We start from the raw sequence: 24605 nt of genomic DNA, 5'->3' as shown, positions 1-24605 counted from the left end.
CGAATGGCTTATGGCTTACATGTTACAATAACAGCCTGCGCTTCTGCAATGAATAACTCAAAAGCCCGCCGTACAAGCCGGCGGGCAGCAATCGTTAAAACGGCCCCCAATTGATCATGACTCCGATCACGATAAAGACAAGCCCGATCAAGAACCAAATCAGAGCAAGCGGCACCATAAACCGCAGCCACTTGACATACGGAATACCGCTGGCGGCAAGCACCGCCATGAGAACGCCGGATGTCGGGTTCACACAGTTGACGACCCCTTCTCCAAGCATAACCGCTTCAACCGCAACCTGTCTCGTGATTCCCATCAAATCAGCGAGCGGCGCCAGGATTGGAATAAATACAACGGCTTCGCCAGAACCTGAAGAGATGAGAAAATGAAGCAGCGCACTGGCGATATACATGCCGATTGCCCCAGCAATCGGGCTGAATCCATCCAAAAGTGAAGCCAAAGCATTGACGACAGTATCGAGAAGCTTTCCATTTTCAAGGATAACGGAAATGCTTCGTGCCATCCCGACAATCAGCGCCCCGTATACAAGACTTTGGCAGCCCGTAATGAAGGTTTTGGCAATATCGTTCGCCGCAAGCCCGCCTATTAAACCGGCAAGGACAGAAATAAAAATAAATGTCGCAGCCATTTGGGAATCTGACCAGCCAAGCTTCAAAGCGCCGTATAAAAATCCGACAAGTGAGAGTCCCGCCACAGCCAAAATCAGCTTATGGCGAACGGTAAACGGCACTGACTGATCTTCTTCTTTACCGGCTTCGCCCATTCCTGCCGCAGGGAACCAATCTGTTCCTAACACACTGGCATCTTTTGATTTTTTTAATTTTCTCGTATACAAATAGATATAAATAATAGAAGACAGCAAAAAGCATATGTATATCACAACTCGCAGGCCGATTCCTGAGAAAAGAGGGAGCTCCGCGATTGATTGTGATAAACCGAGCGGTGACGGTGATAATATGGTGGAGTTAAATCCAGCGTAGCAGCCGATGTATATAACAGCGGCTCCCGCGACTGCGTCCCATTTTAAGGATCGTGCCACAATGAGGCCGATGGGGATAAAACCGATAACTGAATTCACGACAATCCCGGTTGTTCCGAGAATGGAGAACAATGCGCCGACAATACAAATAAATAATAATTGCTTTGTGCGGAATTTGCTGATGACATTGTAAATCAGGCCATTGATGGCACCCGTTTTTTCTAGAATAGCAATGGTGCCGCCTGTGAATAAAATCAGAAAGATGATGGGTGCTGATCCAACCATTCCATCCTGTAGAGAAGTAAAAAAGCTGATCAATCTGACCGGAGACTGTTCAATTGAATGATAGCTTCCCGGAACAGCGGTCGTGACATCCCCCTTTGTCACGCGGTCAAATTCACCTGCCGGCACAATATATGAAGCGATTGCGCAAATGAAAGCAATCATAAATAAGAGGACATAGGCGTCAGGCATTTTAAATGTCATACGTTTTTTCTTAGGCTGTGTTTCGGCTGCTGGCATACTCATATTTCGATCCATCCCCTCTGTTTGAAAATATTAATTATTCTGAATAGTAGCAATATGTGCTATATTATATACAGCCTATCTTCCTGTTTCAATATAAATAAAGTAAAGAAGGTAAAAATTCATTCTGATAGAAGGAGGTATTTCTTACCATGCAAAAGCTTTCAGAAGAAATGAAACAAACCATTATGGACATCTTCGAGCATCTGCACGCGAACCCTGAAGTCAGCTGGAAGGAATATGAGACAACTTCATTTTTGAAACAAAAGCTTGAGGATTTAGGGTGCCGGACGCGCACGTTTTCAGACTGCACCGGGGTTGTCGGCGAAATCGGCTCAGGCTCACCTGTTGTAGCGGTACGCGCTGATATTGACGCGCTGTGGCAGGAGGTTAACGGCACATTTCGCGCCAACCATTCCTGCGGACACGATTCACATATGACAATGGCATTGGGCACGTTAATGCTGCTAAAAAAACAACCTGAGCTTCCGAAGGGCACAATCCGTTTTATCTTTCAGCCGGCAGAAGAAAAAGGCGGCGGCGCCTTGAAAATGATAGAAGAAGGCGTGCTTGATGATATCGACTATTTGTATGGCGTTCACGTCCGTCCGATCCAGGAAACACAGAACGGCCGCTGCGCTCCTTCTATTCTGCACGGATCAAGCCAGCACATTGAGGGAACGATCATCGGGGAAGAGGCTCATGGCGCCCGTCCGCACCTCGGGAAAAACAGCATTGAAATTGCGGCATTTCTTGTACACAAGCTCGGACTCATTCATATTGACCCGCAAATCCCGCATACCGTCAAAATGACAAAACTGCAAGCCGGCGGTGAAAGCTCTAACATCATTCCAGGAAAAGCATCGTTCAGCCTTGATTTGCGCGCACAGACCAATGAAGCCATGGAGGCATTAATCGCCGAAACAGAAAGAGCCTGTGAAGCGGCCGCCGCTGCATTTGGCGCAAAGATCGAGCTGCACAAAGAACACAGCCTTCCTGCGGCAACACAAAATAAAGAAGCTGAAGCGATCATGGCAGAAGCCATTACGGAAATCATCGGGGCTGAGCGGCTTGATGACCCGCTTGTCACCACCGGCGGCGAGGATTTCCATTTTTACGCCGTGAAGGTGCCGAATCTGAAAACAACGATGCTCGGACTAGGCTGCGGGCTCCAGCCGGGGCTCCATCATCCGCACATGACCTTTGACAGAAATGCGATGTTTACCGGCATTCATATTTTGGCGAACGCCGTGCTCAAAACATTTCAGAAGGCGGAATCACTTGCTGCCGCTAACGCTTCTTAACGCAAAAAAAGCAGCCTGACACAGGCTGCTTTTTTGATTACTTCTTCAAATCTTCAATTGAGTTGACATTTTTCATATATTGAGGAACAACAAGCCCCATCTTCACACCAGTCATACTGGTGCCAATATCATCATATTTGCCTTTATATTTAGCGGCGTATGCTTTATGGGTATTCGGCAGCCATGCGGAAAGGGATGCATCCGCACTTCCCGTCGCAATTGCAGTCCACATCGGCCCAGCCTCTACCTGAGTAAGTGTTACCTCATAGCCCAAGTCTTCTAAGACTTTGCCTATGACGTTTGTACTTGCAATCTCACTGTCCCACGCCACATAGGCAAGGTTGATTTTGTCTCCCTTCACCTTTTGAACGCCTTTTGTCCATTCGGCAATCTGATCCTTGTGTTTATTGACGTACTCAGCAGCAACTTTGGCAGGTTTCTCGCCTTCTTCCACCTTGATCATGATTTCGCCCATTTCGTCCTGCGTCCATTTAAACTGGCTCAGAAGCTTTGCGGCATTCGGCTGCTCTTTGCTGAAGCCTTTGCGTGTGATCGTATGGATTTCCTCTGCGCTGCCATAAGATTGTTTCGGATCATCGAGATATTTCAGCTTATATCTGGAGAACATCCAGTGCGGTGTCCATCCTGTAATGATAATCGGTTTCTTACGGTCGTATGACTTTTTAAGCGTAGCGGTCATCGCAGCACTTGACGCTGAAATCAATGTCCAGTCATTCAGGTCATAATCCTTCATCGCTTTGTCAGTCAGGGACATAATCCCTGAACCGGGGTCAATCCCGATGATGGTCTTATTCACTTGTTCTGCTGCGGATGCATTTTCATCGTTTTCTGAACCGCAAGCCGCAAGTGAGAGCGCCAGCATGGCGGAAACGCCGATGCCTATGATTTTTTTAAGCATCAGGCATTCCCCCTGCTTTTCTTCTTCACTTTAATATTTTGAGTAATACGGTCCAGGGTAATGGCAACGATAACGATGGCGATACCGGCCTCTACTCCGACCCCGGTTTTCAGCTGTGTAACGGCACTGTATACTTCAGAACCAAGTCCCGGTGCACCGACCATTGCGGCGATAACAACCATTGATAACGCAAGCATGATGCTCTGGTTGATCCCGGCCAAAATCGTTTTTGTCGCAAGCGGGAGCTGAACTTTAAACAAACGCTGAGCTGTTGTAGAACCGAATGCCTCAGTCGCTTCAATCAAATCCGCCGGCACTTGTTTAATACCGAGAACAGTCATGCGGATTGTCGGCGGCATCGCGAAGATAACAGATGCAACAACACCCGGCACAACACCGATGTTAAAGAAGAAAATCGCCGGCAATAGATATACGAAAGCAGGCATTGTCTGCATTAAATCAAGAATTGGCGTTACAATACGGCGAACCGTTTCTTTCTGAGACGCCCAAATTCCGATCGGAACCCCGACCACAATCGAAATAATCACAGATGTCAAAACAAGCGCCAATGTTTGCAGCATTGGGTCCCAATATCCTAAATAATCGATCAGGAGGAATCCAATCAACGTAAATAACGCAATTCCCCTTGTACTGATCCACCACGCAAGTGCGGCGAAAATAATCGTTAACAAAATAGATGGAATAAATCCAAGACCGGTGACAATTCCATTTACAAAAGCGGCCAATCCGTTAGCGATTCCGTCGAAGAATCCGCCAAACGTCATCGTAATCCAGTCAACAAAACGGTCAATAATATCTGCTAAAGGTATTCTAGGCAGTCTATCCATCTTATTTCACCTCCTGTGCAGAAGGATCTTGTGTTTGTTCGTTAGTGCCTTCAGCATTGATATACTCGTTATTGCCGGCAAGTGCGCCAATCAGCGCGCCTCTTACGACAATTCCTTTCATTCTTTGCTTCTCATCCACAACCGCAATTGGAATATTCGCATCGGACACAACGTCAAAAATCTCAGTCAGATACGTATTCTCTGGTACAGTCGTAAATTCTGTATTCAAGATGTCTTGAAGTGACAAATCAGACTCAGCCGCTTTTTTCGCATCAGACGCATAGATAACACCTAATAATTTCTTTTGTTTATCCACTGCATAAATTGAAGAAATTCCAAGGTTTTTCATCAGTGTCAATGCTACGCGAGGCCCTTTATCAATCCGCACTGTTTCAGCGCGTTTCATAATGTGGCCTGCTGTGAGGACTTTAGACAAATCAACATCTTCGACGAATTTCTCAACATATTCGTTAGATGGATTCATCAGGATTTCTTCAGGCGTGCCGATTTGAACGATGTTGCCGTCCTTCATTAGGACAATTCTGTCGCCGATCCGCAACGCTTCGTCCAAGTCATGCGTAATAAAGATAATTGTTTTTCCGACATTATCGTGAAGATCAAGAAGCTCATCCTGCATATCTTTACGAATCAGTGGATCGAGCGCACTGAACGCTTCGTCCATCAGAAGGATGTCCGGGTCATTCGTCAACGCGCGGGCAAGGCCGACACGCTGCTGCATCCCGCCGGAAAGCTGGTCGGGATATTGGTGTTCAAATCCTTCCAGTCCAACGAGCTTAAGAGACTCAAGCGCTTTTTGCTGCCGCTCTTGTTTGTCTACACCTTGAAGCTCCAGTCCGTATTCTGTGTTTTCAAGTATCGTTCTGTGCGGAAACAGAGCGAACTTTTGGAAGACCATGCTGATTTTTTTCCGGCGGACTTCCCGGAGCTGGTCTTTTGACATATTTGTTATCATGTCACCATCAATGTAAATATTTCCGGCAGTCGGTTCAATAAGCCGGTTTAACATCCGTACTAAAGTTGATTTACCGCTCCCTGATAGACCCATGATGACAAATATCTCACCATCATATACTTCAAAATCTGCCTGATTAACCCCAACGGTTGATCCGGTTGCTTTCAGGATCTCTTTTTTTGTCTTTCCGTTGGCAAGCATTTGAACTGCCTTCTTTGTTTGTTTCCCAAAAATCTTAGAGACTTTCTCGACTTTTATCTTAATTGGTTTCTCATCTACACTCATATTTTCCCTCCATATTAAGCAATCTTTATTACCGTAACATTTATGTAACTTCCCACACAAACAGCATATTCTCTTTTATTCTGTACCATTTCTTTATAAACATCCATGTGACCACATGATCTTATTTATGCTTCTAAATGCTCTGTAATCCTCCTATATGATTGTATTTTACGGGTGATTTTTCTCCTACCTTTAGTTGAAAACGCTTTTATTGGAATTGAATTCCTCCTTCCTCTTATGACTTCCTGCTCCTTTACTGGAAAAATAAGTTGCTTTTTCAACACCCATTATGTATTATAGTTTCATGACTATGAAACAATCAGATGATCAAATCAGAGCGCAAATTTTTAAAGCACTGTCTGATGAATCAAGGCTTGCCATTATTCGTACGCTTTATGTCAGCGGAAAAGAACTCAGCTGCGGTGAAGTAGGTGAAAAGTGCAATATTGTCAAAACCACGGCATCTTATCATTTTAAAACGCTGCGTGAAGCGGGATTGACGGCAACCCGGAAAGATTCGCGGACAAAATACGTCAGTCTGCGTGAAGACACATTTCAAACATACCTGCCTGGCTTTTTGGAAACCCTCTAACAAAGGGTTTTCTCTATACATATCTGTTTCATAGTTTTAAAGTTATAAAACAATAGGAGTGATAAAATTTGAATCGCATTTGGCTTTTCTTCAGTGTCATGTTTGTCATTGGCACGGATACCTTTTTGCTTTCGCCGCTTCTCCCCCTTTTACAGGATCAGTTTCATGTCTCTACTGATTTGTCAGGCTGGATGGTCAGTGCTTATGCACTCGGTTATGCACTCTTCGCTTTCATTGCAGGCCCAATCTCAGACCGGCTGAACAGGAAAACAGTCATGCTGTGGGGACTTGCAGGCTTTATCGTATCCACATTTTTATGCGGCATCGCTCCCTCTTTTGCCGCCATGTGCCTGTTCCGTTTTGCCGCAGGCGTTAGCGCTGCGTTTGTGACGCCTCAAATTTGGGCGTCCATCCCAGTCATTGTCCAGCCTTCTCAGATCATAAAAGGCATGGGGATTGCGACAGCAGGTTTGGCCGCTTCACAAATGCTCGGACTTCCTATTGGAGGGTTTCTCGCTTCCTTTACATGGCATACGCCATTTTTCGTTTTGTCAGCGTGCTCGCTTATTCTTCTATTGATCCTGGCGGCGGTCATGCCTGGCATCCGGCCTTCTGAACCATTGGCGCGCCCATCAATTGTCAACCCCTATCGGGAGCTTTTTTCATTGCCGAAAACATCGGTCATTCTGCTTGCCTATTTTCTGTTTCAAACCGGAAACTTCGCATCGTTCAGCTTTCTGGGTACTTGGCTTTCCGCGGATTATCATTTAACCGTGTCACAAATTGGCGCAGCTATGCTTGTACTCGGACTGGGAAATATGCTCGGGAGCCTTATCGGCAGCCGGGTTTCAGAAAAGCTGGGCATGTTTAAAACACTGATCAGCGGGATGCTGCTAATGGGCGCTCTCTATTTCGCTCTTCCGTTCTTTCCAAACTTGTTTTTAGTAGAAGCCGGCTTTTTTCTCACGTTCTTTACAGCTGGCATCATCTTTCCGTTAATGATGGGTGTCTTTCAATCCATTGCACCAAATGCGCGAGGAACCATCGCTTCCCTTTCCAATGCCGCTATGTATGCCGGAACCACTGTCGGTACAAGTATTGCAGGTTTTTTATATCAAAGCACACAGCATTTCGGAGCTGTCACAGGATTTACTGCCATTCTGTTCATACTTTCTATGACGCTCTACCAGACAATCAGTAAAACCGGGAAACGCCAATCCACAGCCCGGGCGCAATTGTAAAAAAGCACCTCATTCAAGAGGTGCCTCAGATTGTTGACAAAATCTTTTCAGCGTGATTGAAAACCCTTGAAGTCTAGGAAGGACGAGCATAGGAGCGGACATTCACAGGATGTGATGACGACGGCGTTTAGGCAGGACGCCTGAGAATTTAGCCGTTGATCCACTTCGCATTGAGCACCGAAGCGCAGTCCTGACAACGAATGCGAGGGTTTGTCGACACGCTGAAAGCACCTCTTTTAAGAGGTGCTTTTCCTATTCTAGCTCAGTTTGTTTCGTTTCTTTCCCCATAATCAAAATACAAGCAACCGCAAGTAAGATTGCAATGCAAAAGATTGAAAAGATGACCGAAAACGAAATATGACGGGCTGCCAGGGTTCCGACGAGCAAAGGCCCGAAGATGCCGCCGATTCTTCCAAACGCTGCTGTCGTTCCTGAACCTGTTGCTCGAATCGCAGTCGGGTATTGCTCCGGGGTATAAGCATACAGCACGCCCCACGCACCGAGATTGAAAAACGATAACAGCACTCCAGCCGTAAGCAGAAGACTTAAGGAATCCGCCGTTCCGAAGAAATAGGCGCTTCCTGCTGTGCCAATCAAGTAAACGACGAGTATCCACTTCCGGCCCGCTTTTTCAATCAGCCATGCGGCAGAGAAATAGCCAGGTAGCTGAGCAAGCGTCATCAGCAGGACATATTCAAAGCTTTGAATCATGCTGAAGCCTTTCAGCAGCATGACACTCGGGAGCCATAGGAACATGCCGTAATAAGAAAACACCACACAGAACCAAACGATCGACAGCATCACCGTCGGCCGTATATACTGTCTTGCCCAGACGCTTTTTACATTCTCCCACATCGACCTCTTTTTGGCAGAAAGCGATTCATATTTCGGCGAATCAGGTAGACTCGTCCGCAGGTACAGCGCATAAAAAGCAGTCAGCGCAGTTAACAGAAGGGCAGCCTGCCAGCCGAAGCTTGGTATCACAAAGTAAGAAATCAAGGCCGCTGCGAGCCAGCCCACGGCCCAAAAGCTTTCCAAAAGCACAATCACTCTGCCCCGCTTTTCAGGCACAACCGCTTCCGAAACGAGTGTTGAAGCGACTGGAAGCTCGCCGCCAAGTCCCATACCAATCACGAAACGAAGGATTAGAAATGCCGATAAGCTCGTCACAAAAGCGGAAATGCCGCTTCCGATGGAAAAGCATAAAAGGGTGATGATGAACACTTTTTTGCGGCCGATTCGATCAGCAAGCAAACCAAACAAAAACGCACCCGCAGCCATGCCGATGGAATTGACGCTTCCGATCCATTTCATTTCTTCGGGCGACAGATTCCACTCTACATGGAGCGCGGCGATAATAAACGATAATATTCCGACATCCATTGCATCAAACAGCCACCCCAAACCGGCGACGCCCAGCAGTTTACGCTGGGATATAGGCTGTTGTTTTCCCATTGCCAACACCTCTGATATGCAAAATGATTACCGTTTAAGTTTACACCTGTCTTTACACATTGTCATTAACTAAATGATGTAATTGAAATACCCCGCTTATGTTCCACAAGCGGGGTTTTTATTATTGCTGCAATGCTGCTTTTTTAATATTATCCTGAAGCTGGGCAATTCGTCTCGCGCCGTCTTCGCGGAGGCGCTTGTTTTCTTCTTCGATTTGTTTTGTTTCCTGCATGCCGCTGACAATCGTGTTCCAAGACGATTCAATCGTTTCAATATCTATGCTCGGTCTGCCGGCCATTCTCGCAATTTCAACACTTTGGCTCGAGATGTTTTCAGCATTTCGTTTCAGCATCTCGTTTGTCCGGCGGTCAAGCTCGCTCATGGAATCAGCCACAAGCTTTTGCCGCTTTACCGTAACAGCCTGAATAATGCCGTTTTTGAAAATCGGAATGGTAATGATAAACGCGGAGTTGATTTTCCCGATCAGCTTTGCATTTCCTCGCTGCAGGAGACGGATTTGAGGTGCGGTTTGAAGCGCCACCATCCGTGCCATGTCAAGATCATACACCCGTTCCTCAAGCGCCTGAATGCCGTTGCGCAACGTATCGAGCTGCATTTGCGCCAGCTGGTTCCCGCTTGCCGCTTTTTCCTCATATGAAGGAAGGATCGACTGCATCTCTTCCAGTTTCATCTGCCCGGCAACGACGTATTTTTCAAGCTCCATATAGTATTTGATATTGTTTTCATACATTTCATCGAGCGTGTAGTTCGTCTTCGTCATCTCATCTTTGTATTTTGAAATCTCAACGTGGATTTTTTCAATCTCTCCGCCAAGCGTCTGATACTTTTTAAAGATTTTTTCAATCATGCTGCCGCCGCGTTTGAAAATTTTCGCCATTAATCCCTTTGGCTCATCAAAATCATTTTTGTCGAAGCGGTCCATGATTTTCCCAAGCTGAGTCAGCATTGTGCCGGAGTCTGTCACGCTTGTTGTTTTCATCATCCCCAAGATGCGGTCAGAGAACTTGGATATTTCAACGGCCGGCTCCTTGCCGTACTCAAGCAGCTCCATTTGGTTTTTGACGTCAATTTGTTGAGCAAGCCGCTTCACTTCTGGTTCCTGACGGAGCTGAAGACGGATATCGTCAGCTTTTTGCTGGGAAATCTCTTCATTTTTATCGAGAACAAGCGGATTTTGATTTTCTGTTGTCATGCTTTTCTTCTCTCCTTATTTTTGGGTAATGGTTCTGAAGAGCCTTTTCACAAGCGAAGGCTCTTTGTAGTCCTGCTGAAACACCATGTCATCCAGCCAGTGGATATCATACTGATCCTCTTCAATAAACTGCTCAATATCTTGGTGTCCGGGCGGATTATAAATGATGATATCGATTCCGATTTCATTCAGGAACAGCAGGGCGGCAGCATCCGAACGCGTGAGTCCGCCGCTCATTTCCGTATGATATAAAACGAGTTTCGGAACGGTTTGCGCATAGTCGAACATTTGAATCAATTTCAGCAGATTAGCAGGCAGGTTTGTTGTTTGTTTAAACAAATAGATTTGAACATCCTTGACTTGTTCCTGATGCAAGGCTTTAAGCCGCGGGTACCTGCACATTCTCGAAATCGTTTTGGCAATGGCAGTCTGAACGCCCGCCGGCAGCTGTTTGTACTGCCACACATTGCTTGCCATCAGCTTGTCCGGATCAATGTTCCCTTCTTGATCAAGTGCGTGGCTGTAGTGAAATTGATAGTTCGACTTTATTTCTTCTGTAAATGGAAAGCTTCTGACCATTTCTGTTTCCTGATAATCCGCTAGAGTATGAAGCCTGTTCCAATATTCCTTATTGTCTTTCGACACGCCCATAATTTTGGCGAATACATTCGGAATCTCAATGGAATGTTTATCAGCTTTGAAATTCGGCCGAATAAAGGCGCGTTCTTTCGTGATTAAAAACAATTCATCATAGGTCGTTTTCAGCGTAACGGACACCGGTGTGTGATCTCTGAACTGCCACGGCTTATATAGCATGGATTCCTCGTGATTCAGCACATGTTCAATTTCCTTTGTTGAGCGGTAAGCCACTGTTGATTTCCGGTCTGGTTTTTCTTTCGGAAACGGCTGAAGCTCCGAAACATCCGGGAGCTTTTCCGTAAAACCGAGCTCCTGCTTCGGGTCGACAAGCGCCAGCTGATCCGTTCCCGCCGGATGGAACAGCAGTACATCACAGCCGACCAGCATCAGATAATATAAGAAATAGAGCTGGCTTTTCGTCGCATCTCCATACCAAACAACCTTCGGCATCTCCCGCTCTATATCGGTTTTTTCCAGCCAAGGGTTCAGATGGTTTAAGGAAAACTTCGAGACATCAAGCAGCACTCTGCGAAAATCAGGATGATTCAGCCCCTTTTCATGACTGTCCGCAAAGGTATGTAAAAGCGTCATCAACGCTTTTCTTAAATGGCGGTGCATCAAGGGATTTGAGTGCTTCGCAATCAGCTTTTCCCCGTCCAGAAAGGCAACAAAGCGGCTGACTGACAGCCCTTTTTCTTTCTGATTGATGGAATGAATATGCTGAAGCTTTTGAAATGTTTCCGGTTCGATTGTTTTATCAAGCGTTTCACTCAAAATCGTTATGCGGTCGTTTACAGACAGCTCATACAGCTCGTTATAGTAGTCCGTCTCATCAATAGGCGTGCCCAATATCTGACCGGCAAGACGAGAAAAAGAAAGGCCTTGTGCAGTTTCATAGTGATCCCGCTCCGGCAATGGCTGAAACAGCAGGCTTTTCCAATCGCCATCAGCCGGAAGTGCTTTATGAATGGTTAGTTCTTCTTGTCTCATCATATCCTCCTTTCCGGTTTGTCATTGAAACGATATTTCGGTAACAAAAAAGGAAGGACATTGAACCTCCCTCCTTGTTTTGTTTTATTCTTCTTTTGAAGCGGCTGTTTGTTCGCGCACCTGCTTTTGTTTATTGATGTAGTGAATGATCAATGTTACCGCAAATGCAGCGATAATGATAATGAAGAATACAGAGTGCGGCATTTCGTAATGGAAAGCGCTCCCCGCCATTTTCAGCGCGATAATGCCGATTAAGACGAATGCTGTGTTTTCCAGCTCAGGAATTTTATCAATCAGCACAAGGAACACTTTTGCCACTGTACGCATCATTAAAATACCAAGCATACCGCCAATCAGAAGCACCCATACTTTTTCAGATACTGCAAACGCGGCCAGGATGCTGTCCACAGAGAAGGCAAGATCCATTAATTCTACTGAAATGACAGTCGCCCAGAAGATCCCGAACGTGCGGACCATCCAAGAGTTTTTCTTCATGCCGTCCGCTTCCTCTTCTTTTTCGCCTATCCAGAAGTGCTTAATGACGAGCCAAGCCAGGTAAAGCGCGCCAAGCACCTTGATCCACCAGAATTTAATGAGAAGCATACCGAGCCCGATGAAAATAAACCTGAAAATATAAGCTCCAAACAAACCATACGTTAACGCTTTTTTCCGCTGTTTTTCCGGCAGGTGTTTAACCATGACCGCAAGAACAAGCGCGTTATCGGCCGATAAAAGGCCTTCCAGAACAACAAGGGAACCGATCAAACCCCAGGAAACAGGATCAGTCAGAACTTCCCCCCACATTTTCCAATCGAAAAATGAAGCATACGTAGACAAAATATGATGTAAAAAGTCCAAGTTTTTTCCTCCTATAATTTGAAACGGTGACTTCTCTATTTGTCACTCGCTTACACTTGCAAACCGTAATTCCGGCACAATGCAGCCAGCCCGCCGGAAAATCCGCTGCCGATTGCATTGAATTTCCACTCGCCGCCGTGTCTGTAAAGCTCACAAACGACAACAGCTGTTTCAATGGAGAAGTCTTCTCCCAAATCGAAGCGAAGAAGCTCATTCTGCGTTTCTTCATCCACAACGCGGACAAATGCATTGGAAACTTGTCCAAAGTTTTGGCTGCGTGCTTCAGCGTCGTGAATGGTCACTGTGATGCCGATTTTCTCAATGTGAGCAGGGATTTTTGAGAAATCAACGATAATCTGCTCATCATCTCCGTCGCCCTCACCCGTGCGGTTGTCACCCGTATGGATGACACCGCCGCTCGGATGTTCAAGGTTATTATAGAAGACGAAATCGAGATCATTTACGCAGTTATCATGCGCATCAACTAAAAAGGCCGAAGCATCCAGGTCAAAATCGTGTCCGCCGGAGTACTTGTTTGTATCCCAGCCTAAGCCGATCACCGCTTTAGTCAGTCCCGGATTTGTTTTTGTTAAATCAATGCGCTGTCCTTTTGATAATTGAATGGCCATACTGCCTCTCTCCTTTCTGCTCTTCGTATTTGTCTTAACCGACTTGCAAACCGTAGTCTGTTGCAATGCGGGCAAGGCCGCCTTGGTAGCCTGAGCCGATTGCTGAGAATTTCCACTCGCCGTTATGTCTGTAAAGCTCCCCTGCAATGATTGCCGTTTCAATAGAGAAATCTTCTGCAAGATCGTAACGGATGAGCTCTTCATTTGTTTCTTCATTTACGATGCGGACAAACGCGTTTGATACTTGTCCAAAGTTTTGGCTGCGCGCTTCTGCATCGTGAATGGTAATAACAAATGAGATTTTATCAATGTTTGCCGGTACAGCGCTGAGATTTACTTTTACATTCTCATCGTCGCCTTCGCCAGCACCAGTCAGGTTGTCGCCTGAATGAACGACTGAACCGTTGCCGCCTTCAAGCTGGTTGTAGAAAATAAAGTCGTTTGGTGACGCGCATTTGCCCGCGGCGTCTAACAGAAACACACTTGAGTCAAGATCAAAGTCGTGCCCGCCGTCATACTTGTTCGTATCCCAGCCTAAACCGACAACAACCTTTGAAAGACCCGGATTTGTTTTTGTTAAATCTACTTTTTGTCCTTTTGCCAATGAAATTGTCATGTTTCATCCACTCCTTTTCTTTTATACGTATCGACTGATAATATCTTCTAATCTCGTATCGTTTGTGCCTTCACCGACCGCCGCAAACTTCCACTCACTGCCGCTGCGGTAGATTTCTGCTGTAATCAGGCTTGTTCTGCCGGCGTAATTGTCTCTCAAATTGTACTTGAGCATTTCCTCGTGATTAGATTGATCAACTACGCGGATAAACGCATTTTGAATCATGCCGAAATCTTGTTTTCTTCTGACACAATCGTAAATGTTCACTACAAATACAAGCTTATCGATGTTTCCAGGCACTTTATCTAAATCTATCATAATTTGCTCGTCATCGCCCGCACCGTCACCCGTCAGGTTGTCGCCTGTATGCTGTACACCGCCGCAGCGGCTTTTCAGGTTGCCGAAATAAATCAGGTTTTTCTTATCGGTGAATTTTCCGTTTTCCAGCATCAGCACTGAAGCGTCACAGTCGATATTCGGACCGCCTCCGCCAAGCAGTTTGCTGAAGAATCCTCCGCCTGAGGACACTGGGTCCCAGCCGAGACCGACCATCAATTTTGACAGACCGGCTTTTCCTTTTGTTAAATCAATTCGTTGACCTTTTTCTAAAGAAATTGCCACACGATTCACTCCTACTCATCAAAATGTGAAGATAGTCACATTTATTTTTACGCTCACAAGGAAAATAAGCCGTAAATTACTAATATATACGTTTGTTATTATATCAAAGTTTCGTAAAAGTTAAGAATAATTGACGAAAAACCTCGAAAAAAAACTTCCATATTTGATATATGATTTGCAAATGCTATAAAGTGCGCTTCTTAAACAAACCATTTGACGCGGGCAAGTCATTTTGCCTATTCTGGTGTCACCATCTAAAAACAGACAGAAAGGAAGCGGCCTTTTGATTCATTTAAGCATACTTGATCAGGCACCTGTTTCTAAAGGAGAAAGCCCTGTGACAACTCTCCAGCATTCGGTTGAGCTTGCCCAATTAAGCGAACAGTGGGGCTATAAGCGTTATTGGTTTGCCGAGCATCACAGCACGAAAGGACTGGCAAGCACAGCGCCTGAAATCATGATCGCCCGCATCGCAGCACAGACAAACACCATTCGTGTCGGATCAGGCGGCGTGCTTCTGCCCCAATACAGCCCATTTAAAGTGGCTGAAACCTTTCGCCAGCTTGAGGCCCTGTATCCAAACCGGATTGACCTCGGCGTCGGTCGCTCCCCCGGCGGCACGACAAAAACCAGACTTGCATTAACGGACGGGGTGAAAAAAAGCTTAACCGAATTTAACAGACAGCTGCAGGATGTCTCTTATTTTCTAACAGATTCCCTTCCTCCCGACCATCCGTATGCCGGAATCAAAGCGGCGCCCCTTATTGGTACGGCACCCGAGCTATGGGTGCTCGGTCTTGGTGAAAACAGCGCAAGACGCGCGGCGCACCAGGGGATTGGATATGTATTTGGGCATTTCATTAATCCCGAGCGAGGAGAAAATGCATTCCGCATCTACCGGGAAAGCTTTCGGCCCTCAGCCCATTTTTCGAATCCATCCGCACTGTTTACGATTTTTGTCATTTGCGCAAAAACAGATGAAGAGGCAGAAGAACTCGCATTAAGCCAGGATCTGTGGCTTCTTCGCGTCGGAAAAGGCTTGGACAGCCGCGTGCCAAGCATCGAGGAAGCGAAAGCTCATCCCTATACAGCGTCCGATAAAAAACTCATAGAAGAAAACAGAAAGCGGATGGTGATCGGTTCTCCCACCACTGTCAAACAACAGCTGTTAGACCTCACAGGCTGCTACGAAACAAATGAAATCATGGTTCTGTGCAATGTGTTTGATTTTGAGGCGAAAAAAGAATCTTATGAGCGCCTTGCCGAATTGTTTCTATAAAAAAAGCAGTTTTCCCTAGGGAAAACTGCTTTTCATGTTATCGGCTTCTTTTTTTGCGCTGAGCTTCTTTTTTGATAAACGTCCAAACTCCCTGAACTGCAAATCCGATTAATAGCAAAACGATCAATAGCAGGGTAATAGACGGACCTGGCGGCGTCCCGAGCTGATAGGATGATGTCAGTCCCGTAAATACGCTGAATAATGAAATGAGTATGGCTGTAATGAAAACCATGTTAAAGCCTTTTGCAATTCTGATGGCGAAGGCTGCCGGCAATACGAGCAGGGCCGATACAAGAAGGACCCCGATGATCGGAATAATGACTGAAATCGCAAGGCCTGTGACAATACTGAATGACAACGAGAGAACGTTTGTATTGATTCCCGATGTTTTGGCTGTAGCTTCATCAAACGTCAGCAGGTAGAGCGGCCTTCTCAGTACAATAAAATAAAGCAGGATCAGCAGTGTGATAATACTGATAATATAGACCTGCTGCTGGTTTACTGTCACAAGCGATCCAAATAGGTATTGATCGATGCTCATATTGGCTGTGCCTTTGGAAAGGCTGATTAAAAACATCGCGAAGGACAAACCAGCTGCCATTAAGATGGCAATGGACACTTCTGAATAAGTCCGATACGCCCGCCGCATGTATTCAATTCCGATCGCGCCGATGGTCACGACGACTATGCTTGCTGCGGTTATATTGGTGCTGAGAAAAAAGCCGATGGCAACACCTGACAATGAGATATGTGAAAGTGTGTCAGCCATTAAGGCCTGTCTTCTGAGAACGAGATACACTCCTAGTATCGGAGCCATGACGGCGATCATGCCGCCTGCTAGAAAAGCTCGTCGCATGAATTCCAAGTCAAACATTTCCATCCGCCTTTTTCTCCTCTCTCTAATCGAATCACTTTATCTAAAAATTGCTGTACTTCGTTTTGTTCGTGAGTAACCATCACAACTGTGCGGTTGTGATTTTTCACGAGATGATGCATAAATTCGTAAAATCCTTTTCTGCTGTCGTAATCAACAGCTGTCGTCGGTTCGTCCAGCATCAGCAGATCCGGGTTGCTGGCGAGCATTCTGGCGATACAGATTTTCTGTTTCTGTCCGCCTGATAAATCACCGATTTTACGATGGCGGAGGTCCCACATTTCCACCATTTTCAATGCTTTTTCTACTTCAAGATGATCTTCTTCATTTAAACGTTTAAACCATTTCCCTTTTGTATAGCGGCCTGACTGAACAAGCTCCAGCACCGTGCTCGGAAATCCGGCATTAAATGAAGAAATTTGCTGCGGGACGTACCCTATGGTCAGGCGTTTCCCTTCTGTATTCCTTTTACTGATCGTCACTGTGCCTTCCCACGGTTTCAGCATGCCGAGCATTACCTTTATGAGCGTCGATTTAGAGGCGCCGTTTGGTCCAGTGATGCCGACGAACTCACCGCTTTCAATATCAAGTGATACTTTATCTAAAACAGGCGTATGGGAATAGCCGAAAACGATATCTTTCAATGAGACGAGATTCATGTTAATCTTCCTTTCTCACAAAGAAATAGTGTGCACCCCTCCGGCGCACACTATCTTATGATTTAACCAATAGTGAATCTTTCAGGGCATCGAGGTTTTGTTTCATAATGTCGATATACCCTAAACCTTTATCCTGTTCTTCTTTGCTCAAGCCTTCCAGTGTATTCAGCACTTCTGTCTTCGCGCCGATTTCACTGGCGAGCGTATCTGCGACCTTTGAGGATGCAATTTCTTCAAAGTAAATAACTTTTACATTATGTTCTTTGGCATATGTTTTCAGCTTTGCCAAGCTGGCTGCGCTCGGTTCTTGGTCAGGTGAAAGCCCTGCAATCGGAACCTGCTTCAAGCCGTATTCTTTTGCCAGATAGCCAAAAGCTGTATGCTGCGTGATAAATTCTTTTTTCTCCGCTTTTTTTGCGGTTGTACGATATAGTTTATCAAGATCCTGCAGTTTTGCAATATATTCTTTACTATTTTTCTCATAGTATTCTTTGTTATCCGGGTCCTGCTTCACGATTTGAGCCGTAATATTTTTAACTTCCTTCTGTGCCAGAACAGGGCTAAGCCATACGTGAGGGTCCATTGCATGACTGTGCTCATGCTCCCCATGATCATGCTCTTCGTGTTCTTCTTCAGAGCCTTCCATTAAATCAATGCCTTTGCTTGCATTAACGAAAACGGCATGGCCTTGGCCCATGCTTTTTTCAGCTGACGGAACCCATGTCTCCATGTATTCACTATTATAAACGAACAAATCAGCATCCTGAATGTTGGCAATGTCTTTCGGCGTCGGTTCCCAATCATGCGGTTCAACGGAAGATGGGATTAACAGATCCACATCGCCTTTGTCTTTTACAATTTGTTTTGTGAATTCATACATCGGGTAGAACGTTGTGACAACGTGCAGTTTATCACCCTTTGAATCCGCCGACCCTTTTGTTGATGAGTTGCCGCATGCTGCAACTAATAAAAAGCACGCTGCAATCACAAACAAACCGCTCCATTTTTTAAACATATCGTATATCCCCTCTTTTTCAGTAACTTTAAATCAAAATGATAACGATTTTGTAATCCTATATCATAATAAACCGAAGTCATTACGTTTTGCAAGAATAAATTTCATTTTCATTTATTCTTCCCGCCTGCAGAGCGAATATATGTACTAAAAAAACCCGGCTAAAAATGCCGGGCTACTTCAATCATTAGTTTGTTTTGTCCAGAAGATAGACCCTGCTCTCATAAGGCCGGAACACCATTTCGTCATCAAGATCATCGTTGTTATAATTGCTGAGAAGCAGTGAGGCCTGAGCTTTGCCGCAGTTCTTAGGCCACTGAAAAACAGCCTGCTCTTTTGAAAAATTATTGACCGACAAAAGCTGTTGTTTACTGTTTTCTCTCATGTATACAAACAACTGCGGATCGTCCGGAAGCAAAAGATCAAAGCTCCCTTTCATGAGGTCAGCGTACTGCTTTCTCAGGCTGATCAGCTTTTTGTAATAGTTTAAGACAGAATCAGGATCTCCCTGCGCTTCCTCCACATTGATTGCGGTGAAGTTCGGATTGACCTTCAGCCAAGGCGTGCCGTCAGTAAATCCGGCATTTTTGCCGCTGTTCCACTGCATCGGGGTCCGGGCGTGATCCCGGCTTTTGGCTAAGATCGATCTCATCACATCATTTGGATCATAGCCTTTTTCAAACACCCGTTTATGATACATATTGATCGTTTGGATATCTTTGTAGTCTTCAATCCGGGTGAACGGCGCGTTTGTCATCCCGATTTCTTCTCCCTGATAAATATACGGCGTGCCCTTCATAAAATAAATTACGGCTGCCAGCATTTTCGCTGATGCTTTGCGGTATTCCCCATCGTCTCCGAATCTGGACACAATCCGGGGCTGGTCGTGGTTGCACCAAAACAATGTATTCCAGCCTTGATGTTCAAGCTTCTTTTGCCATTTTGTCAAAACCGATTTTAAATCAGAAAGCTCAAGGGGCTTCAAATCCCAATGTTCTTTTCCGGGCTGCTGATCAAGCTCCATATGCTGAAAGTGAAAAATCATATTCAGCTCATGCTTATCTGTTCCCGTATATTTCAGGCCTTCTTCCGGTGTGACACTGCCGACCTCTCCGACAGACATGACATCATAATGAGAAAACACTTCATCTGTGATTTCTTTTAAATAGTCATGGATTCGTTCGCCATTTGGCTGAAAGGGCTTCGGCTCTGCCTGCTGATTGATATAGTCCTCATACGAAGGAAGATATTCTTTCTTAGAAATGAGATGGAGCTGATCAATTCGCAAACCGTCGACCCCTTTATCGAGCCAAAATTTCATCATGTCATACACCGCCTGGCGAACTTCGGGATTTTCCCAGTTTAAATCAGCTTGTTTGACGGCATTCATATGGAGATAGTATTCTCCGGTGTGCTCTTCGTATTGCCAGACCGGGCATCCATAGTTTGAGAGCCAGTCCGTCGGCGGGCCGTTCTTTGTGCCGGGACGCCAATAATAATAGCTACGGTATTTGCTGTTTTTGTCCAGCTCCGCTTCTTTAAACCACGGATGCTCGACCGAGGTGTGATTTAACACAAAGTCCATCACCAGCTTTAATCCCCGCTGATGCACCTGGTCCAGCAGCTCGTGAAAATCGTCCATTGTTCCGTAAGAATCCATAATCGCCTTATGGTTTGTCACATCATAGCCGTAATCAACATTCGGAGAAGGATAGATCGGGCAAATCCAAATCACATCTGCCCCGAGCTCCTTTATGTAGTCAAGACGGGAAATAATCCCCCGCAAGTCCCCAATTCCGTCTCCATTGCTGTCCTGAAAGCTTCTCGGGTAAATTTGGTACACCACTGCATCCTTCCACCAGTCTGTTTTCATCCCGCAATCCCCCTGTTTTGTCTTCTATTCAAGCTGAGATGGATAAAGTGTCATTCCGCCGTCGACGAAAAGTGTTGCGCCGGTCACATAGCTTGCTTCCTCAGATACGAGCCAAGCTGCTGCTGCCGCCACTTCTTCAGGCTTTCCGAAGGCTTTCATCGGGATTTTTTTCAATTGTTTTTGCCTGCTCTCTTCCTTTTTCGTATCAACATTTGATTCTGTGGCAATGGTGCCGGGCGCTATCGCATTGACGCGGATTCCCTTATCCGCATAATTGAGCGCCAGCGTTTCCGTCATCATCTTGATGCCGCCTTTGGATGTGGAATACTGAACGTTTACAGGGCGCGGAATCTGCTGATGAACACTTGAGATATTCAGCACATTGCCCTTGATATTGTTTTTCATCATGTGGTTAAGTGCTGCTTTCGCTCCCAGAAAGGTTCCGGTAACATTGACATCAATCACTCTCTGCCAATCTTCAAGACTCATCTCATGCGGCATCGCCTCAACGCCGTTAAAACCGGAGTTGTTTACCATCACATCGAGCGTGCCGAAATGCTCTAAAGCTGTGTCCAAGAGCGCCTGAATCCCCTCTTCTTTTGACACGTCCGCCTCAACTGAGACGGCTTTCCCTCCGTTCTGCTTAATGATTTCCAGAGTTTCATCTGCTCCAGACGGGTCGCTGTGGTAATTTACAACAACATTCATTTTCTCCTTTCCGAACCGTTCCGCAATGGCTTTCCCGATTCCTTTTGAAGACCCTGTCACAATCGCTGTTTTTCCGGTTAAATCTTTGTACATACTTGATATCCTCCTCTGTTTCTCACTATGCAGTGGAAAATACCCTGTTTTTCCGAGTTGAAAACAGCACAAAAAAAGCAGAGAACCTGTAGTTCTCTGCCATTTCCTATTGAAAACGCTGCTCGGCAAGCTTCTTTTTAATATTCATCAGCCTGCGGTAAAAGAAAGCGGCGGACTCGTAATGTTCCAACTGATTGAAACGTTCCGCTGTATCATGCAGCAGATCTTCGGCGTCAGCAAGAAGCTGCCTGGATTCCAGCAGGTCAAAGCATTCTGTAAGCACGTTCAGGTCGCCGCTTCCAAGATACAGCTCATGAATGAGGCGGAATTTCGTCAAGTACATGTCATCCTCCCATTCAGCCGCGCTCTTTATCCCGCGGTCATAAGCCTCTACTGCCTTGTCGTATTTTCCCTCTTTACAGTAGATATGGGTCAGTGAAAATACAGCTTGAACAGCTTGCTGAAAGTTGTGCTCCTCAAAAATGGCGGCGGCTGTTTTGAAATAGCCCTCCGCTTCTTTGTAATCACCCAGACTGTACTTACAGTGTCCGACATTATAATAGGCAGCAGCGATCATGTACGCTTCTTCAAGCTGCCTGGCATGTTCTAAAGCGCTGCACAAGTGGGTCAGTGCTTTTTCATGATGATACACATCGGTCAAATTTCCGGCGATGATAAATTCACACTGAACCCGGCGGCGACCGTACAGTTCATATTTCGTATAGATATCAAGCGCCTGGCTCGCATAATTCATGGAAAAATACGTTTGTTTGATGTGATAATACACTTCTGCGACTTTAAAAAGAAACTCAGCTTTTTCGATCTCATCCTCGACATACTCGAGCTTTTCCTCGGCATGTTTATAATGGTCAATCGCTAATATGAAATTTTTCTGCTTGAATTCGTACATTCCTCTGAAATAATAAAAGTAGTATTCCAGTAAGCCCGTGAGTTTTTGCTGATTGCTTTCAATTTCGTTCAGCATATCAGAGAACGGAGGCTTGGTATCGCTGTCTTTCACCGGCATCAGCTTATCAAGCATGATTCGATGCCGGAATTCCATCAAAGAAAAATATAAAAGCAAGTCCTGATTCTCTTCCATATCTTCTAAATCATATTCAATCTCCTGCTTTAACGCTTCTGCTTGATCTGCTTCAAATGCGCGAATGAGCTTGTACCATTCATTCAGCTTTACTGCTACTTCTTCTGATGGAATCTTTGCTCTCATCGGTCTGCCTCCTTCCTCCTGCTACTATTTATGTTATATTTTATCATAGCTGTTCGCTTTTAGAGAGAGTCAATCACTTAAAAGCGTTAACATTCAGCACATCTTGAGAAAGTGAGACCGATATGAACTTACCCGCAAAAACATTTGTTATCTTATGTATTCTATTTCTTCTAGATCTTTGTTTTAGTTATATTCGGCATGAATGGCATTCTCAAAACGCCTTGCAGGACATGCCTGTCCCCTCGGATCTTCATCCGATTGTGAAGCAGAATGCCGATGCACTCAAAGCCGCTGCAGCGAATAAAGGCATTGACGTCGTCATTACTGAAGGATTCAGGTCCTTTAAGGAACAAGATGAATTATATAAACAGGGACGTACAAAAAAAGGGAATATTGTCACCTATGCAAGAGGAGGGGAATCGTATCATAACTATGGTTTAGCGATTGATTTCGCCCTTCAAAAAAAGGATGGCAGCATCATATGGGATATGGAATATGACGGCAATCAAAACGGAAAATCAGATTGGCTGGAGGTTGTCGAGATCGCTAAGACACTCGGTTTCGAATGGGGCGGGGATTGGAAACGATTCAAGGACTACCCCCACTTGGAGATGATTCCTAACTAGACACCCCTCACAGCCTTTTCTTTTTCCTTATGTGCGCATCAATATAGGAAGGGTAAACCGGCTTATAGACAAGTTTGCAGTGCTGGTCACTGCCTGCTGTAAAATCAGGCTGCCATTCCAGTTTCACATCAAAAGCGGCTAAAAATGCTTCTTTCGCTTCTTCAGCGGAAACATCCGGCCTGTGATTTATCGCTTCCAATTGTTCAGGTTCAATATCAGGCGCCATAAAAGCGTCAATCAACCCAGTTTCCGGATTGACAATGATGCGGGCAGCGCCGAACCGCAGCGGCACTCCTTTATACCAGACAGAAAAATGGTTGCGGACTCTCCCTCTTTCATCAATTCGGACGGGATTCACCCTGAAAAACTCAGCCGCTCTCGGATAGAGGGCATACAAAAATTGAAGCGCTATCTCTTGGCATTCTTCCGTGGAGCATTGGAGGTTGTTCCGCCAGTCCATAAAAGAAAGCGCTGCTTTTAATTTTCCGGTTCTTTTATCCGTCTTCATTTTGATTGTATTTTTATTTCTCGTTTCAAAATAGCTTCCTATGCTTAAATCCTTACGCTCCGGCGCAGCGCCCCTGCGCCACGTGCTTCCAATTTGTTCTCCAAAGTCTCTTTCACTGACTTTCTGCATATCAGAGGTAAAACCCAGCAAGGCAAATATATCAACTTCTTCCTTGTTCTGAAGCGGCGGCAGTGGCGCCGTGTTTTCTATTCTTTCATCTGCGATATGCTGGTCGGGCACAATTTCGTCTACATCTGCGGGATAGCTGTATCCCGGTAGAATCGGTTCATATACAAGCCTTGGTTCCTGTTCGCCATCAATGACATCGTACATCAGCTCAAAAGACATTGTGTTTAAGTAATGGGATACAACCTTCTCTTTTGCTACAAATTCCGTCGGAACTTCGGCTTTATGCCCTTCCCCGTAATATAGAAAGTGGACAATCTGACCGCTTCGTGTCATATCAATTAAAAAGCCTGAATTGGGAATCGGAAGCCCCAGCTCCATTTTGGTATAGACAAACCGGATGTGCTGCCCCCTTTCTTCCTTGCCTTGAAAATGAAAATTCATAAATGTGCCGGGATGATTGGCAGCGGCAAACTGAAGAGCCGTCAGCTTCAGCTCGGCATCTGGAAGTTTTTTGTCTGTCTCGGAGTGGACAGTTGTTGAAAAGGTGAGCAAGGCGCCGTCATTTCTAAGTTCAACTGTAATGTGCTTTTCCGGATCTTTAGGGTCCTTCCAGATAAAATATGCCTGCCCGTACTTCTTTTGCTTTTGGTCGTAATCTTCTATCTCAAGCTCATAATGCGTCGGTACATTTCCGATCTCCTGCGCCTTCTTTTTCAGCTGTTTATTAACCAATGAAGTCATCCCTTTCAAAGAGTCTACGACAAAGAGAATCCTGTTTATTATATAAAAAGACCTTTCTTCATTTAAAGTGAAGAAAGGTCCTTTTCTATTATTGTCATTGTTTTTTGAGATTCTTTCTGTTACTTTCATCACATACTCTCTTCTATATCTGAGGCAATTGCGTG

23 protein-coding genes are annotated in these 24605 nt (G+C 45.4%); 5 read left to right on the top strand and 18 right to left on the bottom strand.

Translation table 11 applies throughout. The features are described from left to right. Window positions 1–94: 94 nt before the first annotated feature. Entirely contained in the window at window positions 95–1528 is a 1434-nt protein-coding gene (ycgA, locus tag BSU_03020) for a putative branched chain amino acid permease (RefSeq protein NP_388184.2), read from the bottom strand. Window positions 1529–1677: 149 nt separating this feature from the next. Between ycgA and amhX the strand changes: the two genes are divergently transcribed. Continuing rightward, entirely contained in the window at window positions 1678–2829 is a 1152-nt protein-coding gene (gene amhX / locus BSU_03010; protein ID NP_388183.2) for a putative amidohydrolase, read from the top strand. Window positions 2830–2866: 37 nt separating this feature from the next. On the opposite strand, the gene opuAC is transcribed toward amhX, so the two are convergent. The 3 genes from opuAC to opuAA are packed head-to-tail and all read right to left on the bottom strand — an operon-like array spanning window position 2867 to window position 5854. Continuing rightward, window positions 2867–3748, bottom strand: coding sequence for an L-proline betaine and betonicine ABC transporter ABC transporter (glycine betaine-binding lipoprotein) (opuAC, locus tag BSU_03000; RefSeq protein NP_388182.1), 882 nt, complete (start codon window positions 3746–3748; stop codon window positions 2867–2869). Further along, complete coding sequence (opuAB, locus tag BSU_02990; RefSeq protein NP_388181.1) at window positions 3748–4596, bottom strand: L-proline betaine and betonicine ABC transporter (permease); 849 nt, start codon at window positions 4594–4596, stop codon at window positions 3748–3750. Before opuAB ends, opuAC begins: the two co-directional genes overlap by 1 nt. Window position 4597: 1 nt before the next feature. After that, complete coding sequence (opuAA, locus tag BSU_02980; protein ID NP_388180.2) at window positions 4598–5854, bottom strand: L-proline betaine and betonicine ABC transporter (ATP-binding protein); 1257 nt, start codon at window positions 5852–5854, stop codon at window positions 4598–4600. Between the two features lie 289 nt (window positions 5855–6143). On the opposite strand from opuAA, the gene yceK reads away from it, so the two are divergent. After that, entirely contained in the window at window positions 6144–6446 is a 303-nt protein-coding gene (yceK, locus tag BSU_02970) for a putative transcriptional regulator (ArsR family) (protein NP_388179.1), read from the top strand. Window positions 6447–6514: 68 nt separating this feature from the next. Further along, window positions 6515–7687 (top strand): putative carbohydrate transporter (possibly exporter), encoded by a 1173-nt coding sequence (yceJ, locus tag BSU_02960; RefSeq protein NP_388178.1) that lies wholly within the window; start codon window positions 6515–6517, stop codon window positions 7685–7687. 252 nt (window positions 7688–7939) lie between these two features. On the opposite strand, the gene niaP is transcribed toward yceJ, so the two are convergent. The 7 genes from niaP to yceC form a co-directional block, all read right to left on the bottom strand. Further along, a complete protein-coding gene (niaP, locus tag BSU_02950) occupies window positions 7940–9142 on the bottom strand; it encodes a niacin permease (protein ID NP_388177.1) in 1203 nt (400 codons plus the stop codon). 121 nt (window positions 9143–9263) lie between these two features. Next, window positions 9264–10355 (bottom strand): putative reactive oxygen species resistance protein, encoded by a 1092-nt coding sequence (yceH, locus tag BSU_02940; RefSeq protein ID NP_388176.1) that lies wholly within the window; start codon window positions 10353–10355, stop codon window positions 9264–9266. 15 nt (window positions 10356–10370) lie between these two features. Next, window positions 10371–11984, bottom strand: coding sequence for a putative toxic compound adaptation protein (tellurite resistance) (gene yceG / locus BSU_02930; protein ID NP_388175.1), 1614 nt, complete (start codon window positions 11982–11984; stop codon window positions 10371–10373). Window positions 11985–12068: 84 nt separating this feature from the next. Then, a complete protein-coding gene (yceF, locus tag BSU_02920; RefSeq protein NP_388174.1) occupies window positions 12069–12842 on the bottom strand; it encodes a putative stress adaptation transporter (tellurite resistance) in 774 nt (257 codons plus the stop codon). A gap of 50 nt (window positions 12843–12892) precedes the next feature. After that, on the bottom strand, window positions 12893–13471 hold the full coding sequence (yceE, locus tag BSU_02910; RefSeq protein NP_388173.1) for a putative stress adaptation protein (tellurite resistance): 579 nt from the start codon (window positions 13469–13471) through the stop codon (window positions 12893–12895). 34 nt (window positions 13472–13505) lie between these two features. After that, the gene (gene yceD, locus BSU_02900; RefSeq protein NP_388172.1) at window positions 13506–14087 is read right to left on the bottom strand and encodes a putative stress adaptation protein (tellurite resistance); all 582 of its coding nucleotides are present in this window, start codon (window positions 14085–14087) and stop codon (window positions 13506–13508) included. 21 nt (window positions 14088–14108) lie between these two features. Then, window positions 14109–14708, bottom strand: a complete 600-nt coding sequence (gene yceC, locus BSU_02890; protein ID NP_388171.1) for a putative stress adaptation protein (tellurite resistance) — start codon at window positions 14706–14708, stop codon at window positions 14109–14111. Window positions 14709–14991: 283 nt separating this feature from the next. On the opposite strand from yceC, the gene yceB reads away from it, so the two are divergent. Next, window positions 14992–15987 carry a putative luciferase-like monooxygenase gene (yceB, locus tag BSU_02880; protein NP_388170.2) on the top strand — a complete coding sequence of 332 codons (996 nt, stop codon included), beginning with the start codon at window positions 14992–14994 and terminating at the stop codon, window positions 15985–15987. 37 nt (window positions 15988–16024) lie between these two features. Here the strand turns inward: yceB and znuB are convergent, their stop codons facing one another. The 6 genes from znuB to rapJ all read right to left on the bottom strand — a co-directional run bounded on the left by znuB (window position 16025) and on the right by rapJ (window position 22437). Then, entirely contained in the window at window positions 16025–16867 is an 843-nt protein-coding gene (gene znuB / locus BSU_02870; protein ID NP_388169.1) for a high affinity Zn(II) ABC transporter (permease), read from the bottom strand. Next, window positions 16825–17520 (bottom strand): Zn(II) transporter (ATP-binding protein), encoded by a 696-nt coding sequence (znuC, locus tag BSU_02860; RefSeq protein NP_388168.1) that lies wholly within the window; start codon window positions 17518–17520, stop codon window positions 16825–16827. Before znuC ends, znuB begins: the two co-directional genes overlap by 43 nt. Before the next feature lie 55 nt (window positions 17521–17575). Next, complete coding sequence (gene znuA, locus BSU_02850) at window positions 17576–18535, bottom strand: Zn(II)-binding lipoprotein (RefSeq protein ID NP_388167.1); 960 nt, start codon at window positions 18533–18535, stop codon at window positions 17576–17578. A gap of 187 nt (window positions 18536–18722) precedes the next feature. Further along, window positions 18723–20408, bottom strand: coding sequence for a putative oligo-carbohydrate hydrolase (gene ycdG, locus BSU_02840; RefSeq protein NP_388166.1), 1686 nt, complete (start codon window positions 20406–20408; stop codon window positions 18723–18725). A 24-nt stretch (window positions 20409–20432) separates the two neighbouring features. Next, window positions 20433–21209, bottom strand: coding sequence for a putative oxidoreductase (ycdF, locus tag BSU_02830; RefSeq protein ID NP_388165.1), 777 nt, complete (start codon window positions 21207–21209; stop codon window positions 20433–20435). Window positions 21210–21315: 106 nt separating this feature from the next. After that, window positions 21316–22437: a response regulator aspartate phosphatase gene (gene rapJ / locus BSU_02820; RefSeq protein ID NP_388164.1), complete on the bottom strand. Its 1122-nt coding sequence runs from the start codon at window positions 22435–22437 to the stop codon at window positions 21316–21318. A gap of 122 nt (window positions 22438–22559) precedes the next feature. Here rapJ and cwlK point away from each other — a divergent pair, with 122 nt between their 5' ends. After that, window positions 22560–23063 (top strand): murein L,D:-endopeptidase, encoded by a 504-nt coding sequence (gene cwlK, locus BSU_02810; protein NP_388163.1) that lies wholly within the window; start codon window positions 22560–22562, stop codon window positions 23061–23063. Window positions 23064–23070: 7 nt separating this feature from the next. Here cwlK and ycdC read toward each other — a convergent pair whose 3' ends face one another. Beyond that, complete coding sequence (gene ycdC, locus BSU_02800; RefSeq protein ID NP_388162.1) at window positions 23071–24432, bottom strand: hypothetical protein; 1362 nt, start codon at window positions 24430–24432, stop codon at window positions 23071–23073. Between the last annotated feature and the right edge of the window lie 173 nt (window positions 24433–24605).

This window comes from Bacillus subtilis subsp. subtilis str. 168 (assembly GCF_000009045.1).
GTDB lineage: Bacteria > Bacillota > Bacilli > Bacillales > Bacillaceae > Bacillus > Bacillus subtilis.
This window is presented reverse-complemented; position numbering and strand designations above follow the sequence as displayed.